General features: G+C 68.4%; 16 protein-coding genes. 6 read left to right on the forward strand and 10 right to left on the reverse strand.

Features of this window, described 5'->3' with window-relative positions; all coding sequences use genetic code 11:
• Window positions 1-5: 5 nt before the first annotated feature.
• The 4 genes from ORI60_RS28470 to ORI60_RS28485 all read left to right on the forward strand — a co-directional run bounded on the left by ORI60_RS28470 (window position 6) and on the right by ORI60_RS28485 (window position 5179).
• Complete coding sequence (locus ORI60_RS28470; protein WP_266041083.1) at window positions 6-1877, forward strand: glycosyltransferase; 1872 nt, start codon at window positions 6-8, stop codon at window positions 1875-1877.
• Between the two features lie 68 nt (window positions 1878-1945).
• A complete protein-coding gene (locus ORI60_RS28475) occupies window positions 1946-3808 on the forward strand; it encodes a glycosyltransferase (RefSeq protein ID WP_266041084.1) in 1863 nt (620 codons plus the stop codon).
• Between the two features lie 77 nt (window positions 3809-3885).
• Window positions 3886-4701, forward strand: coding sequence for a PIG-L family deacetylase (locus ORI60_RS28480; RefSeq protein ID WP_266041085.1), 816 nt, complete (start codon window positions 3886-3888; stop codon window positions 4699-4701).
• A gap of 31 nt (window positions 4702-4732) precedes the next feature.
• Window positions 4733-5179 carry a hypothetical protein gene (locus ORI60_RS28485; protein ID WP_266041086.1) on the forward strand — a complete coding sequence of 149 codons (447 nt, stop codon included), beginning with the start codon at window positions 4733-4735 and terminating at the stop codon, window positions 5177-5179.
• On the opposite strand, the gene ORI60_RS28490 is transcribed toward ORI60_RS28485, so the two are convergent.
• The 9 genes from ORI60_RS28490 to ORI60_RS28530 all read right to left on the reverse strand — a co-directional run bounded on the left by ORI60_RS28490 (window position 5169) and on the right by ORI60_RS28530 (window position 12463).
• Window positions 5169-5981 carry a carbohydrate ABC transporter permease gene (locus ORI60_RS28490; RefSeq protein ID WP_266041087.1) on the reverse strand — a complete coding sequence of 271 codons (813 nt, stop codon included), beginning with the start codon at window positions 5979-5981 and terminating at the stop codon, window positions 5169-5171. The genes ORI60_RS28485 and ORI60_RS28490 overlap by 11 nt on opposite strands.
• A complete protein-coding gene (locus ORI60_RS28495) occupies window positions 5978-6853 on the reverse strand; it encodes a carbohydrate ABC transporter permease (RefSeq protein ID WP_266041088.1) in 876 nt (291 codons plus the stop codon). Before ORI60_RS28495 ends, ORI60_RS28490 begins: the two co-directional genes overlap by 4 nt.
• Window positions 6850-8079 carry an ABC transporter substrate-binding protein gene (locus ORI60_RS28500; RefSeq protein WP_266041089.1) on the reverse strand — a complete coding sequence of 410 codons (1230 nt, stop codon included), beginning with the start codon at window positions 8077-8079 and terminating at the stop codon, window positions 6850-6852. The genes ORI60_RS28495 and ORI60_RS28500 overlap by 4 nt, the downstream gene beginning before the upstream one ends.
• A 40-nt stretch (window positions 8080-8119) precedes the next feature.
• Entirely contained in the window at window positions 8120-8314 is a 195-nt protein-coding gene (locus tag ORI60_RS28505; RefSeq protein WP_266041090.1) for a hypothetical protein, read from the reverse strand.
• A gap of 76 nt (window positions 8315-8390) precedes the next feature.
• Window positions 8391-9293, reverse strand: coding sequence for a glycosyltransferase (locus ORI60_RS28510; RefSeq protein WP_266041091.1), 903 nt, complete (start codon window positions 9291-9293; stop codon window positions 8391-8393).
• 3 nt (window positions 9294-9296) lie between these two features.
• Window positions 9297-10097 carry an ABC transporter ATP-binding protein gene (locus ORI60_RS28515; RefSeq protein ID WP_266041092.1) on the reverse strand — a complete coding sequence of 267 codons (801 nt, stop codon included), beginning with the start codon at window positions 10095-10097 and terminating at the stop codon, window positions 9297-9299.
• 16 nt (window positions 10098-10113) lie between these two features.
• Window positions 10114-11031, reverse strand: coding sequence for an ABC transporter permease (locus ORI60_RS28520; protein ID WP_266041093.1), 918 nt, complete (start codon window positions 11029-11031; stop codon window positions 10114-10116).
• A 59-nt stretch (window positions 11032-11090) separates the two neighbouring features.
• On the reverse strand, window positions 11091-11921 hold the full coding sequence (locus ORI60_RS28525; RefSeq protein ID WP_266041094.1) for a class I SAM-dependent methyltransferase: 831 nt from the start codon (window positions 11919-11921) through the stop codon (window positions 11091-11093).
• A gap of 56 nt (window positions 11922-11977) precedes the next feature.
• Window positions 11978-12463, reverse strand: a complete 486-nt coding sequence (locus ORI60_RS28530; RefSeq protein ID WP_090072219.1) for a bacterial proteasome activator family protein — start codon at window positions 12461-12463, stop codon at window positions 11978-11980.
• 82 nt (window positions 12464-12545) lie between these two features.
• Between ORI60_RS28530 and ORI60_RS28535 the strand changes: the two genes are divergently transcribed.
• Both ORI60_RS28535 and ORI60_RS28540 read left to right on the forward strand, forming a co-directional pair.
• The gene (locus ORI60_RS28535; protein ID WP_266041095.1) at window positions 12546-13745 is read left to right on the forward strand and encodes a cysteine desulfurase-like protein; all 1200 of its coding nucleotides are present in this window, start codon (window positions 12546-12548) and stop codon (window positions 13743-13745) included.
• A 19-nt stretch (window positions 13746-13764) separates the two neighbouring features.
• Window positions 13765-14409, forward strand: a complete 645-nt coding sequence (locus tag ORI60_RS28540; protein WP_266041096.1) for a class I SAM-dependent methyltransferase — start codon at window positions 13765-13767, stop codon at window positions 14407-14409.
• On the opposite strand, the gene ORI60_RS28545 is transcribed toward ORI60_RS28540, so the two are convergent.
• On the reverse strand, window positions 14393-15358 hold the full coding sequence (locus tag ORI60_RS28545) for an NAD(P)H-quinone oxidoreductase (protein ID WP_266041097.1): 966 nt from the start codon (window positions 15356-15358) through the stop codon (window positions 14393-14395). The genes ORI60_RS28540 and ORI60_RS28545 overlap by 17 nt on opposite strands.
• Window positions 15359-15384: the final 26 nt, after the last annotated feature.

The following is a 15384-nucleotide window of genomic DNA, read 5'->3' on the forward strand; positions in this document are numbered from 1 at the left end:
TCGCAATGCCGGGCAAGTCCAACCTCGTGGAGCACGAGGCGCCGGAGAAGCTGCTGACGCAGCGCGGCCTGTTCGCAGGGCCCTCCCAGATCGTCTCGGAGGACCTGTACGCCGAGGTGAAGCGCGGGATCGCGGAGCGGGAACGTCACCGCATGGTGGTCCACCCGAACGCCACCGTCTCGATGAACACCTACTTCGGGCGTTTCCCCGCGTCGTACTGGCAGCGGTGGTGCGTGAGCCCCGAGGTGGAGCTCGAGCTCGAGGTGACCGGCTCCGGCCAGGTCGCCCTCGTCGCCTCGGACTCCGAGGGTGAGACCCGCACGGTCGTCGCGGAGAAGGTCGCCGGCGCGAAAGCGCAGAAGGTGCGCCTGACCGCGAAGATCGACAAGTTCACCGACGGCGGTGGTCTCTGGTTCGACGTGACCACCGCCGACGACTCGCTCGTCGTGGAGCAGGTCCGCTGGACGGTCGCGCCGCCGAAGACGGTGCGGCCGACCGCCGTGGTCATCTGCACGTTCAACCGCGTCGACGACTGCCTCAACACGATGGCGGCCCTCGCGTCGGACCCGGAGCCGCTGAAGCTCGTCGACACGGTCTACGTCGTCGACCAGGGCACGGACGCCGTCGAGTCGCGTGAGCGGTTCGCCGAGGTCTCGGCCGCGCTCGGGCCCAAGCTGCGCTACATCCGCCAGCCGAACCTCGGTGGTGCCGGCGGCTTCACGCGCGGCCTCTACGAGGTCACCGAGATCGACCACGCCGAGCACGCCAACGTCCTGTTCATGGACGACGACGTGCTGTGCGAGCCCGAGATCGTCATCAGGCTCACCGCGTTCGCGAACCGCACGACCCAGCCGACGATCGTCGGCGGTCAGATGCTCTACCTGCTGCACCCGAACTTCCTGCACGTCGGTGCCGAGTACGCGAACCTCGACACCCTCGCGCCGGGCCAGGTCGTGGAAGGCGCGCTGTTCAACGCCGACCTCACCGGGTACGACGAGGAGACGGGCAAGCGCAACGTCCAGGACAAGCGCGTCGACGCCGGGTACAACGGCTGGTGGTCGTGCCTCATCCCGTCGGAGATCGTGAAGGCGGTCGGCTACCCGCTGCCGCTGTTCTTCCAGTGGGACGACATCGAGTACGGCTACCGCGCGCGTGAACACGGTTTCGCCACCGTGTCGCTGCCCGGCGCCGGTGTCTGGCACGCGGACTTCCACTGGAAGGACTGGGACGACTGGCACAGGTACTTCAACCTGCGCAACGCCCTGATCACCTCCGCGCTGCACAGCCGCTTCGACCCGAAGATGATCGTGCGCGGCATGGCCAAGCAGTTCGCCACGTACATCCTGGGCATGCAGTACGGCCTCGCCGCCACCCAGCTCAAGGCGATCGAGGACTTCCTGAAGGGCCCGGACTTCCTGGCGGACGGCGGTGTGCAGGCGGCGGCGGACATCCGCAAGCTGCGCGCCGAGTTCCCGGAGACGGTGCGGCACCCGGCGTCGGAGATCCCCGGTTTCAAGCCGGGCAGCCTGCCGATGATCAGCGCCGCGCCGACGCCGAAGCTGATCGCGCCGGTGTTCGCCAAGCGGCTCGTGAACCAGCTGCTCGGCAAGTCCGTGCACGAGGCCGGTGCCGTTCCCGCCGGTGACTCGGCGTGGTGGCACGTCTCGCTGTTCAACACGGCGGTCGTGACCGACGCGTCGCAGGAAGGCGTGCGGGTCCGCAAGCGGGACAAGGAACTCGCCGTGCGCCTGTCCAAGCAGGGCGCCAAGGTCTTCCGCGAGCTGTACCGCAGGGCTCCGGAGATGCAGCGCTCCTACCGGGCCGCGATGGGCAAGCTCACCAGTCGCGACACCTGGTCGCGGTTGTACGACCTCTGATTCACACAACGCTTTGCACGGGCGGTCCGGATCTTCCGGGCCGCCCGCTCTAGTGAGGGGAAAGGTCTGTGGACCAGAACTGCGTGCTGCAACGGGTGATCCTGCCCCGCGACGAGGACCCGCTCGATGTCCGGCCGCTCTACCTGGACGAGCCGGACTCGGTGCACTGCCACGTCGCGTCCCGCCGCAGCACCACGGTTCCCCCGTCGGCGAAGGTCTCCTTCTCCACCTACTTCAACGCTTTCCCCGCCTCCTACTGGAAGCGCTGGACGACCGTCGACGAGGTCGTGCTGCGCATGGCGGTGCGCGGCACCGGTCGCGTCGACGTGTACCGCTCGCGTCCGTCCGGCGACATCATCCACATCGAGGGCCACTACGTCCGTGACGCGGCCGAGTGGACCGACGTCGAGTTCACCGTGTCGCTCAAGCCGTTCGAGGACGGCGGCTGGATCTGGTTCGACGTCTTCACCGACGACGCCCCGCTCGAGATCCGCGAGGCGGCCTGGACCGTGCGCGAGCCGTTGCCCGCGCAGTCGGTCGCCATCGGCATGACGACCATGCGCCCGGTCGACGCCGTGATCGCGTTGCGCGCGCTCGGCGAGGACAAGGCAGTGCTCGACGTGCTCTGCAAGGTGTTCGTCGCCGACCAGGGTGCCGTGAAGGTCCGTGACACCAAGGGCTTCGCGGAGGCCGCGGCACTGCTCGGCGACAAGCTCGAGGTCATCGAGCAGGACAACCTGGGCGGCTCCGGCGGGTTCACCCGCGGCATGTTCGAGGCGATCGAGAACACCGACGCCGACCAGATCATGTTGATGGACGACGACATCCGGCTCGAACCGGACGCGGTGCTGCGCTCCAACGCGTTCGCCCGCGCCGCCGCCCAGCCGGTGATCGTCGGCAGCCACATGCTGAACCTGTACTCGCGGGCCCGCCTGCACAGCTTCGCGGAGATCGTCGACCTCAACACGTGCTTCTGGCGTGCGGCGCCGGGCGCGGTCACCGACCACAACTTCGCCACGGACTCGTTGCGGGACACCAAGGAACTGCACCCGCGCGTCAACGCCACCTACAACGGCTGGTGGATGTGCCTGTTCCCGCGCGAGGTCGTGCGCCGCAGCGGCTACCCGCTGCCGCTCTTCATCAAGTGGGACGACGCCGAGTACTCGCTGCGGGCGCTGGAGCACGGCTTCCCGACGGTGTCGCTGCCCGGCTCCGCGGTCTGGCACATGCCGTGGACCGACAAGAACGACTCGACGGACTGGCAGGCGTACTTCCACACGCGCAACCGCCTGATCCTCGCCGCGCTGCACAGCCCGTACGACGTGAAGAACGGCATCGTGAAGCACGGGCTGAAGCTCACGCTGCGCCACCTGCTGTCGATGGAGTACTCGACGGTCATGTTGCAGCAGAAGGCGATCGAGGACTTCCTCGCGGGCCCGTCGCTGCTCTTCGACTCGCTGCGCACCGCACTGCCCGAGGTGCGCAGGCTGCGTGCCGAGTACTCCGACGCGCAGACCCTGCCGTCGGCGAGGGAGTTCCCGCCGCCGACCTTCGACCAGGTGCGCGCCGAGGCCCTGCTGCAGCCGTCGCAGTCGAAGATCACCACCGCCAAGCGCGCCGCGAAGTCGTTGCTGCACAACTTCCGCAGCCCGGCGCCCGACGCGGCGGGCCGCCCGCAGATGAACGTGCCGGCGCTCAGCGCCCGCTGGTTCCTGCTCGGCAACCTGGACAGCGCGACCGTCTCCACCGCCGACGGCACCGCGGTGGCGTTCTACAAGCGCGACCCGCAGGAGTTCCGCGCACTGGCCAAGCGGGCGGCCCGCAACTACCGCCGGCTCGGGCAGGAGTGGGACCAGCTCAAGCGCGTGTACCGCGCCGCGCTGCCGGAGCTGACCTCGACGGAGTCGTGGCGGAAGGTATTCGAGGGCTGATTCGCCCCTCCTTCTCAGGGCAGGGTCCGTCGTTCATCGGATGAGCGACGGACCTGGCACGGCCTTGGGAGGGAACCGTGACCACGCTCAGCTTTGTCGCGCATCAAGACGACGACCTGCTCTTCATGAATCCGGACATCGCGTCGGACGTGTGGGACGGCCAGGACGTCTGGATCGTGTACCTGACCGCGGGAGACATCCCGCACCGCCCCGGCAGCTCCTACGGGGGCATCCAGTACGCGGAAATGCGCCTGGACGGCGTGCGCGCCGCCTATGCCAAGACCGCCGGGGTGGCGAACAACTGGCACTACGAGCCGATGACGTTCGGCGGCCACCCCGTGCCCACGAACAGGCTCGCGGGCACCAACGTGCACATCGTCTACACCTACGTCCACGCCGCAGCCGGCCCGGAGGACAACTTCGGCGACCTGTGGCGCCTGCTCAACGTGCCGGGCTTCACGGCCAAGCCGATCGACGGCCGCCCCGCGTACACGTACGCCGAGTTCGTGGGCATGATCCGCGGCATCATCGACCACGTGGGCCCTGGCTTCATCCGCACGGGCAGCTCGATCGGCCACCGCGAGGGCGACCACATCGACCACACGGCGGCCGCGATCCTCGTCGCCGACGCGAGTACCGACGACCACGGCCGCACCGCAGTGCGCCGCTTCGAGTACACCGGCTACCGGGTGCTCAACCTGCCGGAGAACATCAGCGGGTTCCTGCGCGACAAGAAGACCGAGATCTGGGACGAGTACTGGCCGCACGACCCGGAGCTGAACCAGTGGAGCTGGCGGGCGGCGATGAGCAGGCGGTACGCGCCGGACGGCCGGATCTTCCACCCCGGTGTCCCGTGGGTTCCGCCGGGCGACTTCGCCAGTTCGGTAGCCTGACGCTCCGTTCGCGGCGGGAGGGCAGCGGTTCTTGCGTGCACACGAGGTTCCGAAGCTCTACGAGGGTGACGTGGTCGTGGTGTCCAGCCCGGTCGTCTCGACGACCGTCGCGCGCGTCTCGCACCACCACGTCCACCTCGAGTGGCCGTGGAAGGCGAAGGACCCGAACTCGGAGTTCTCCTGGGACGGGACCGTCGCCTTCTCCCGGTTCGCCGAGAGCTCGGAGTGGCGGAACACGCCTTGGCGGTTCAAGTGCGATCCGTGGGTCCTGCAGCCTGGTGACGTGGTCGAGCTGTTCATCCCCGAGACCGACGCCGTGGTCCGGTCGGTCACGAGGCTCGACCGGCCTCGGGACACGGGTTGGTTGCCTCGGCCGGTGCTGGTGCTCGGGTTCGGCACGGCCGAGTCCGCCGGCGACCCGGAGGCGGGTTTCGTCCTCTACTGCGACACCGACGAACCGATCACGATCAGCCCTTGATCCCCGACTCCGCCACCCCGCGCACCAGCCACCGCTGCATCACCACGAACACGACGACCAGCGGGGTGATGGAGACGGCCGCGGCCAGGAACAGCTCGTGCACGTTGATCGACTGAGCCGTGAGGAACGTCGACAACGCCACCTGCACGGTCCACGAGTCCTGGTCCTGCGCGATCACCAACGGCCACAGGAACTGGTTCCACGAAGTCACGAACGCGATCACGCCCAAAGCCGCGAAGAACCCACGTGAGTTCGGCACGACAACGCGCCAGAACGTCCCCCAGTGTCCGAGCCCGTCGATCCGAGCTGCTTCCTCCAGCTCGCGCGGAAACCCGAGGAAGTACTGCCGGAACAGGAACGCCGTGAACCCGCTGAACAGCCCGGGAATAACCAGTCCGCGCAGGTCGGAGACCCACCCCAGCGTCGACACGACGACGAACGTGGGCACGAACGTCACCGCGGCCGGAATCATCAGGGTGGCGACGACGAAGTAGAACACGACATTCGCGTACCGGTAGGGAATCCGCGCCAGCCCGTAACCGGCCAGCGAGCACAAGAGCAGCTGGCCAAGAGTCTGCAGAACCGCCACCACGAGCGAATTCACCATGCTCCGCACCAACGGCACGGCGGGATCGCTGAACAGCTCGGCGAAGTTCTCCCAGCGCACCGACGACGGCAGGAACGTCCAGGACGTCGCACTGATCTCCGCCTCCGACACGAGCCCGTTGCGCACCACCAGGTAGAACGGCAGCAGGAACAGCGCAGCCGCCACGCTCAAAGCCAGGTACCGCAAGGCCTTCATCGCCGCACCACCCGCCCCTGCAGCAACGTGACACCGACGATCAGCAACGTCAGGATCACCGCGCCCGCGCTCCCGTGCCCGAAGTCCTGACCACCACTGCCCAAAGCCGTGTAGTACAGGTAAATCAACGGGGGCCGGGCGAACGGCGGATAGCCGCGATCCGTGCCGAGCACGTTGTAGAACTCGTCGAACGCCTGGTAAGCACCGATCAAAAGCAGCAACAACACGGCAACCGAAGTGGTCCGCAGCTGCGGCAACGTCACGAACCGAAACGCCTGCAACGACCGCGCGCCGTCCAGTGCTGCTGCCTCGTACAGCACAACGGGAATCCGCTGCAGCCCAGCGATGAACAGGATCATGTAGAACCCCAGCTGCAACCACAGCCGTAATGTCACGAGCACCAGCCAGTACCAGGGCGGGGACGTGGACACCGTCCACGCCACCGGATCGGCACCGAACCAGCCCAGCACCGTGTTCGCCACACCGGACCGCAGGCCGTTGAAGATCGAGAGCTTCCACACCAGCGACGCCACGACGTACGAGCACGCCGTCGGCAGGAAGAACACCGAGCGGAAGAACGCCTGCATGAAGCTGATCTGGTTGACCAGCAACGCGAGCGCGAGGGCCAGTACGAACGTCAACGGCACGATGAACGCCGCGAACACGCTGAAGGTGCCGAGGCTGCTGAGGAACGGGCCGTCGGTCAGCATGTCCGCGTAGTTGCGCAGGCCGACGAACTCGGTCGGTGTCACCGTGTTGCGCGCGTCGAAGAACGACAGCAGCAGGCTCCACCCGATCGGCACGTACACGAACACGAGCAGCCCGGCGGCGAACGGGCCCACGAACAGCCAGAACGCGCGTCCGTGCCTCATCCGTACAGGCGCTTCAGCTCGCCGCGAGCTACGTCGGCCGCCCCGCGGAGTTCGGCGTCGGCCGGGGCGCCGTCGCGGACCACGCGCGACACGGCGTCGTTGAACGCCGTCCGCATCACCGAGGTCCAGTCCGGCGGGTTGGACGCCTTCGCGTTGTCCCGCACGAACTTCACCGCGTCGGCCGCCGCGCCCGTCGTCAGCTTCGAGGCCTTCTCCGAGATGCTCCTGCGGGGCGGGATGTGGAAGCCGTAGCTCAGGTTGAAGTCCTCCTGGTAGTCGGTCTTCTCGATCCACAGCCACCGCACGAAGTCCTTGGCCTCGTCGATCCGCTTCGACTTCGCGTTGACCATCGCGCCGAACGCCCCGACCGGCACGCTTGCCGACCCGCCCTCACGCAGCGAGGGGAACGGCAGCACGCCGAAGTCGTCACCCAGCGCCTTCTGCACCGCCGGCACCGCCCACAACCCGGTCCACTGCATCGCGACCAGGCCCTGCGCGAACGCGTCAGGCTCGGCCCAGTCCTTCACCGCGCCCAGCAACAGGCCGCCGCTCGTGTAGAGCTCGCGGAGCTTGCCGATCGCCGTCGCGGCGAGGGGATCGTCGAACCCGACCTGGTGGTCCCGCACGTAGTCGAGCCCGGCCGACCACAGCGCGGGCCCGCCCAGCACGCCGCCACCACCGTCGTTGCCGGCGAAAAGCCCTTTGACCGAACCCGTGGTCAGACGCCGAGCCGCGTCGATCAGCTCATCCACCGTGGACGGTGGTCGCACGCCGGCCTGGACGAACAAGCTCTTGCGGTAGAACAACATCTGCATGTCGACGGCCTGCGGGATGCCGTAGATCTTCCCGTCGACGGTGTGCGTGTCGAGAATCGAGGCGGAGAAGTCGCTCCTGGCGTCGCCGAAGACGTCGTCGAGCGGCACGAGCTGACCCGCCCGGACCGAGCTGATCTGCGGGGTGGACTCGAAGACGTCCGGTCCGCCGTCGGACAGCAGGCTCGTCGCGAGCTTGGAGTCGTAGTCGCCGGGGTTCCACTGCACGTCGACCTGGGTCTTGGTGTACGCCTTGGCGTAGCGCTCCACGGCCTGCTGCACGCCGGGCTCGCCGTACGCGTGGTACCACTGCTCGAGGGCCTGGCCGTTGCCGCCCCTGCCGGTGTTCGAACCACACGCCGCGAGCAACGCGCCCGCGCCGGCCAGGGACAGAAGTCTGCGTCGGGAAATCACCCACCCCGTCTTACTCCGATCACTCGAAGTGCGCGAGCGGTTACTCGAAGTGGGCGACGACGACGTTGGCGAAGTTGACGACGTACTCGCGCCCGTCGGGCCCCGGGATCGGCTGGGTGTGTCCGTTGCGGACGATCTGGGTCAGCCGCGGCGCGAGGTCGTCCCGCGTCTCGTCGGTGACCGGCAGGGAGATGGGGTTCGGGTTGGCGGCGAGGAACAGCACGAGTTTGCTCATGAGAGCAGCCAACCGCGTTCAGGAGCCCTGCGGAGGGCGGTTCCGCTCGTAGCGATTCCGCCCTCGGCAGACCGGCTCACTTGCGGAAGAAGCGCTCCCGCTGACCGAGGCGCACGAGCTTCAGCCACTCGACGAACGCCTTCGGGTCCCGCTTCACGGCGAGGAAGTACAGCCCGAACCGGAACACCTCGAGCGCGCCGAGCTTGCGCATGCCCGGCTGCGACAGCAGGTACCCGCGGTTGCGGTACGTGTAGTAGCGCTTGATCGGGTTCTCCGGGTCCTGGGCGTGGAACCTGCCGCCCAGCATCGGCTTGAACTCGTCCGAGCCGTCCGGGTGCACGTACGCGACCCGCAGCGACGTGCCGAACGGCAGCCCCGACCGCACCATGCGCCGGTGGACCTCCACCTCGTCGCCGCGGAAGAACAGCCGGTAGTCCGGCACGCCGACGACGTCCAGCGTGGTGGCGCGGAACAGCGCCCCGTTGAACAGCGAGGCGATGCCCGGCAGGAAGTCCGTGCCGAGTTCGGCCGCCGAGCGCTTCCACGTCAGGCCGCGCCGCAACGGGAACGCGAGCTTGTCCGGGCTGTCGATGTTGGTGACGACGGGGGAGATCTCCGCGAGACCCCTGCGCTCCGCCTCCTCCAGCAGCACGGCCAGCACGTGCTCGTCGGCCGGGCGGCCGTCGTCGTCCGCCAGCCACACCCAGTCCGCGCCCAGCGAGAGCGCGTGCAGGATGCCCAGCGCGAAGCCGCCGGCACCGCCGAGGTTGCGGTGCGACGGCAGGTAGGTCGTGGGGAGCGGACACTGCTCGACGAGGTCGCCGACGGGCTGGTCGGGACCGTTGTCGACGACGACCAGGTGGTCGGGCACGCGCGTCTGGGTCGCCAGGGCCTTCAGCGACTCGGCCAGCAGGTCCCTGCGGTGGCGGGTGACCACCACCGCGACGACGGAGCCTTTGGGCAGTGCCTCGAGGTTCATGCTCTACTCGCCGCCGTTTCCGCTGAGGACGGGGGTTTCCTCGTGCGGGTGCTTGCGCTCGAAGGGGTCGTACCCCTTGTACGCGGTCAGCACCTCGCGCAGGCCTCCGAACATCTTGACGTGGCCCTCGTCCATCCAGATCGCCTTGTCGCAGAACTCCCCGAGGAACTCGTCGGAGTGGTTCGCGAACACCAGCAGACCGGAACGGGCGACCAGGTCCTTCAGGCGGTCACGGGCCTTGGCCATGAACGCCGCGTCGACCGCGCCGATGCCCTCGTCGAGCAGCAGGATCTCCGGGTTGATCGACGTGACGACGCCGAGGGCCAGCCGGACGCGCATGCCCGTCGAGTACGTGCGCAGCGGCATCTGCAGGTAGTCACCGAGCTCGGTGAACTGCGCGATGTCGTCGACGCGGGTTTCCATCTGCTTGCGGCTCATGCCGAGGAACAGGCCGCGGATCATGATGTTCTCGTACCCGGAGATCTCCGGGTCCATGCCGACGCCGAGGTCGAAGACCGGCGCGACCTTGCCGATGATGCGCGACTGGCCGCGGGTGGGCTCGTAGATGCCCGCCAGCAGGCGCAGCAGCGTCGACTTGCCGGCGCCGTTGTGGCCGACCAGGCCGACGCGGTCGCCGTCCTTGAGCGACAGCGTGATGTCGTGCAGAGCTTCGATTATCGGGACGCGGCCTTCGGACTCGATCTTGCCGCCGACCTTGCCGAGCGCGAGCTTCTTCAGCGACCTCGACTTCGCGTCGAAGATCGGGAAGTCGACCGATGCGTTCCAGACGTCGATGCTGACCATGGGTGTCGACCTCCTTCTAGACCCAGTAGGAAACGCGGGCGCGGTAGTTGCGCAGGATCACCAGCGCGGCGAACCAGCCGACGACGGTGAAGCCGCCGACGACGGCCCAGTGGTGCCAGTCGACCGCGTGGCCGAGCAGCGGGGCCCTGACCACCTCGACGAAGTGGTACACGGGGTTGAGCTCGGCGATGAGCATGCGCCAGTCGTTGTCGCCGCTGCCACCGGTGACCCTCTGCAGCACGCCCGCGTCCCAGACGATCGGCGTCATGAAGAAGACCAGGTTGATGAAGCTGTTCACCACCGGGGGGATGTCGCGGAAGCGGGTGCTGATGACGCCGAACAGCAGGGCGATCCACACCGCGTTCACCGCGAGCAGCGCGAAGCCCGGGATCGCGAGGACGATGGTCCAGCTGATGCCGGGGTGCTCGATGCCGCCCTTGGTGATCGTGTACGGGTGGTCGAGCGCCGTGAAGAAGATGGCGAGCACCACCGCGTAGACCACGAGGTTGTGCGCCAGGAACAGCACCTGGCGCCACACCATCCGCATCACGTGGACCGTGATCGGCGCGGGGAGGTGCTTGATGAGCCCCTCGTTCGCGATGAACACGTCCGTGCCCTCGGTGATGCAGCCGAGGATGAAGTTCCAGATGATGAAGCCGACCGTCACGTACGGCAGGAACGTGGGGACGTTCGTGTCGAACAGCACGGAGTACAGCAAGCCCAGCGCCAGCGCCGTGGTGCCCATCGAGATGGTGATCCACAACGGGCCGATGACCGAACGGCGGTAGCGCTGCTTGATGTCCTGCCAGCCGAGGTGGCCCCACAGCTCACGGTGGTCCCACGCCTCCCGCACATCCGCGAACGCGCGTTTGAAGCTGCGCGACTTGACGGCAGGGGGCGCCTCTGCTTGGTCGAGCGTACTGGTGGCTTGCACGAGGACTGAGCGTACCGGCGACCACCGACGGCCATGCTTACCGGTCGGTCACGGTGCGATCAGACCTTGATCACCTTTACGATGACCTGTTCGTGGTCGTAGGTGTACCCGAGGTAGTCGAACTCCACGCCGTGCGCCGCCACGTGCTCCAGCCAGGCCTTGTGCTCGTGCTCCTGCCACTGCGGGTAGTTGAAGTACTCGTCGAAGACGATGACGCTGCCCTCGACCAGACGGGGCCCGACCAGGTCGAGAACGGTCTTGGTGGACGAGTACAGGTCGCAGTCGACGTGCAGGAACGTGACGGGGCCCTCGTGGTCGGCGAGGAACTTCGGCAACGTCTCGTCGAACCACCCGGCGATGAGCTCGGCACCGGGCACGTCCGGCAGGCCGTCCATCGTGAACGTGCCGGCGGGGAACCCGTTGCGCCAGTTCTCCGGCAGACCCTCGAAGGAGTCGAAGCCGTAGACCTCGGCGCCCTCCCTGGCGTTCGCGATGATCTTGAGCGTGCCGCCGGTGTAGACGCCGAACTCGAGCGCCATGCCGCCCTCGGGCGTCTGGGCCAGCGCGAACTCGAGCGTCTCCTGCGGTGAGCCGAAGTGCGGGACCCGCGGCATGTTCTTGTGCACGAACTGAGCGCTCTGCAGCGCCGCTTCCCTGTCCGCGGCGAACACGATGTCGCGGCGGGCCCGCACCTCATGTCCCACGGTGTGGTCGACGATCCGGTTCGCCTGCTGCGCGACCTCGTCGCGCAGGCCGTCCAGCTGGGCCTGGATCCGCTCGATCTGCTCCTGCTGCGGCTTCAACGCGTCCTGGATGAGTTCGAGCGCTTTGACACGAAGCTTGTGACGAAGCTGCTTGGCCTGCAGGCCATTGCGGACTCGGTCGAGCACGGTGGCTCCTCTCCAGAACGGTCAGCGCATCGTAGAGCCACCACCGCGTGGCTTAGCTAGAGGTACTGACCCGTCCCTTTGCCTGTTGTTCCGCCTTCGTTACCTTCGGCGCCGCTGCCGGCGGGCAGCGCGCGGCCGCGCATCTGCTCCAGCTGGGCGCGCGCCGCCATCTGCTGGGCGAACAACGCGGTCTGGATGCCGTGGAAGAGGCCCTCCAGCCAGCCCACGAGCTGAGCCTGCGCGATCCGCAGTTCGGCGTCGGAGGGGGTGCCCTCCTCGGTGAACGGCAGCGACAGGCGCTCCAGCTCCTCGCGCAGCTCCGGCGCCAGGCCGTCCTCGAGCTCCTCGATGGACCGCTTGTGGATCTCCTTGAGGCGGTTGCGGCTGGCCTCGTCCAGAGGCGCCGCCCGCACCTCCTCCAGCAGCTGCTTGATCATCGTGCCGATCCGCATGACCTTCGCCGGCTGTTCGACGAGGTCGGCGATGTCGCCGTCCTGGCCACCGACGATTACGACGGGCTGCTCCTGGTTCATGGTCTCCATCCTCGCGCGATTCACGTTTTCGAAACCAATCGGGGTGGGGCTGGTCGTTGCAGTGTTTGCTCGCATACGTACGGTGTGTGTCATGGCGTTCGACGTCGCACGGGTACGAGGGCTCTTCCCCGCGCTCGGCGACGGCTGGGTCCACCTCGACGCACCGGCTGGCATGCAGGTGCCCGAACAGGTCGCCACCGCCGTCTCCACCGCGCTGCGCGCCCCGGTCTCCGGACCCGGCGGCATCTTCCCCGCGTCCCAGCGGGCCCAGGGCATCGTGGACGCCGCCCGCAGGTCCGTCGCGGACCTCGTCGGCGGCGATCCCGCCGGTGTCGTGCTGGGCCCCTCCTCCGCTGTGCTGCTGCAACGTCTCGCCGACGCGATGACCGACGACTGGTTCATGGGCGACGAGGTCCTGGTTTCCCGGCTCGACCACCCGGCGAACATCGCGCCGTGGCTGCGCGCCACCCAGCGCACCGGCAGCGCGGTCAAGTGGGCGGAGATCGACATCGAGACCTGCGAGCTGCCGAGCTGGCAGTTCGACGAGCTGGTCACCGACCGCACCAAGCTGATCGCCATCACGGCGGCGTCCGGCGTGGTCGGCACCCGTCCTGACCTGGGCAAGATCTCCGCGGTGGCTCGCGCGCACGGCTCGATGATGGTGGTGGACGCCTCGGCCGCGGCGCCTTTCGTGCCGTTGGACATCGTTGGCATGGGTGCGGACGTCGTCGCCCTCTCCGCCGGTCAGTGGGGCGGTCCGCCGGTCGGCGCGCTGGTGTTCCGCGACCCGTCGGTGCTGGAGCGGCTGCCGTCGGTCTCGGTCGACCCGATGGCGCGCGGCCCGGAACGGCTGGAGCTCGGCCCGCACGCGTATCCGATGCTCGCCGGGCTCGTTGCCTCGGTGGAGTACCTGGCGGACCTCGACGACGCGGCTTCCGGCACGCGCCGCGAGCGGCTGCTCACGTCGCTGGGATCGGTGAAGGCCTACCAGGCCGGGCTGCTCGCTAATCTGATCAACGAACTGCGTTCGCTGCGACACGTGATGGTGATCGGCGACGCCATGCGGCGGGTGCCCGCGCTGGCGTTCTCGATCGCCGGGGTCAAGGCGGAGGACGGCGTCGAACACCTCGCGTCGCGGGGTGTCTGCGCGTTCGCCGACCCCGGCCAGCACGGCGTGTTCTCGGTGCTCGGCGTCGGCGAGATCGGCGGCGCCATCCGCATCGGGCTCGCGCACTACACGAACGCGGTCGAGATGGACGACCTGGTGCGGGCGGTGGCCGAACTCGGCTGAGGGATTTGGGAGATCATCTTTGGACGACTCGCTGGCTCGCGAGCTCGCGGATCTCTCGGCCCTGCAGCGCCTCGGCTCGTTGAACACCGAGTACCTGCCGCAGCTCTCCGGCGACCTCAGGCCGGCGGCGCTCGTCGCCGTGATGGACGAGATCGTGCTGGGCGCCCGGACCGTCCTGGTGGAACTGGGCTGCGGGTCTTCCTCGGTCCTGCTGGCGCGTTTGTTGCAGCAGCGGGGGTTCGGGCACCTGCTGTCGATCGAGCACGACGAACGCATGGCTGCTTTCGTTGCCTCGCAACTACGACGCGAAGGTCTCGGCTCCGCCGCCCGCGTGGTGCACGCGCCGTTGTCGCGGCATCCGGCGGCGTTGTCGCGGCACGGCCAGTGGTACGCGCCGCAGCTGGTGCACGACGAAGTGCTCGGGTACGTCGAGCGGTTCGGTCTGGTGGACCTGCTGCTGGTGGACGGACCGGGGTTCGGCGACTCGCGCTATCCGGCGTTGCCGGTGCTCAGCGCCGTGCTGGCGCCGGGGGCGACGGTGCTGGCCGACGACGCCGACCGCCCGGACGAGCAGGCGGTGCTGACGCGGTGGTCCGAGGAGTTCGGGCTGGAGTTCCGCACGGCTCCCCGGACCTCGCTGGCCGCGGCTACCGCTCTCGCTTGAGCAGGACCTTGCCGAAGACGTCGCTCGCCTCCAGCAGGCGGTGCGCCTCGGCTGCGTCCGACATCGGCACGACCTGACCGACGATCGGCTTGACCGCACCGCTCTCGATCAACGGCCACAGGTGTTCGCGGACCTGGGCGACGATCGCGCCCTTGCCGTCGACGCTGCGGCCGCGCAAACCCGTCGCCATCACGGAGGCGCGCTTGGTGAGGAGCTTGCCGATCGGCAGTTCGCCCTTCACCCCGCCCTGCATGCCGATGATCATCAACCGGCCGTCCGGGGCGAGGACGTCGATGTTGCGGGGGAGGTAGGAGGCGCCCATGTTGTCGAGGACGACGTCCGCCTGCTTCACCTCGGCGACGAAGTCCTGCGTCTTGTAGTTGACCGTGATGTCCGCGCCGAGCTCGGCGCACTTGCGCAGCCGCTCGTCCGATCCCGCGGTGACCGCGACGGTCGCGCCGAGCGCCTTGGCCACCTGGATCGCGTGCGTGCCGATGCCGCCCGCACCGCCGTGCACGAGGAACGTCTCGCCGAGCTTGAGCCGGCCGTCCATCACGACGTTCGACCACACCGTGCACGCGACCTCGGGCAGCGCGGCCGCCGTGACGACGTCGACGTTGCGCGGGACGGGCAGAACCTGGACCGCGGGCACGACGACCTTCTCCGCGTAACCGCCGCCGGCCAGCAACGCGCACACCTCGTCGCCGACCTGCCAGCCGGTGACGCCGTCACCGAGCGCGGCGATCGTGCCGGAGCACTCCAGGCCGATGACGTCCGAAGCGCCGGGCGGTGGCGGGTAGAAACCCTGCCGCTGCAACAGGTCCGCGCGGTTGACCGCACTCGCGGCGACGTCGATCAGCACCTCGCCCTCGCCGGGCACCGGGTCGGCGACCTCGGTCCACTCGAGCACGTCCGGACCGCCGGGTTCGCGAACAGTGATGGCACGCATGCAGTCGACCGTAATACCGTTCGACA

The organism is Lentzea sp. NEAU-D7, assembly GCF_026242055.1.
Lineage (GTDB): Bacteria > Actinomycetota > Actinomycetes > Mycobacteriales > Pseudonocardiaceae > Lentzea.

Coding starts and splice junctions, on each gene's coding strand:
- ORI60_RS28470 (WP_266041083.1), top strand. CDS start 6: ATGCCGGGCAAGTCCAACCTCGTGGAGCACGAGGCGCCGGAGAAGCTG.
- ORI60_RS28490 (WP_266041087.1), bottom strand. CDS start 5,981: ATGAAGGCCTTGCGGTACCTGGCTTTGAGCGTGGCGGCTGCGCTGTTC.
- ORI60_RS28495 (WP_266041088.1), bottom strand. CDS start 6,853: ATGAGGCACGGACGCGCGTTCTGGCTGTTCGTGGGCCCGTTCGCCGCC.
- ORI60_RS28505 (WP_266041090.1), bottom strand. CDS start 8,314: ATGAGCAAACTCGTGCTGTTCCTCGCCGCCAACCCGAACCCCATCTCC.
- ORI60_RS28510 (WP_266041091.1), bottom strand. CDS start 9,293: ATGAACCTCGAGGCACTGCCCAAAGGCTCCGTCGTCGCGGTGGTGGTC.
- ORI60_RS28515 (WP_266041092.1), bottom strand. CDS start 10,097: ATGGTCAGCATCGACGTCTGGAACGCATCGGTCGACTTCCCGATCTTC.
- ORI60_RS28530 (WP_090072219.1), bottom strand. CDS start 12,463: ATGGAGACCATGAACCAGGAGCAGCCCGTCGTAATCGTCGGTGGCCAG.
- ORI60_RS28535 (WP_266041095.1), top strand. CDS start 12,546: ATGGCGTTCGACGTCGCACGGGTACGAGGGCTCTTCCCCGCGCTCGGC.
- ORI60_RS28545 (WP_266041097.1), bottom strand. CDS start 15,358: ATGCGTGCCATCACTGTTCGCGAACCCGGCGGTCCGGACGTGCTCGAG.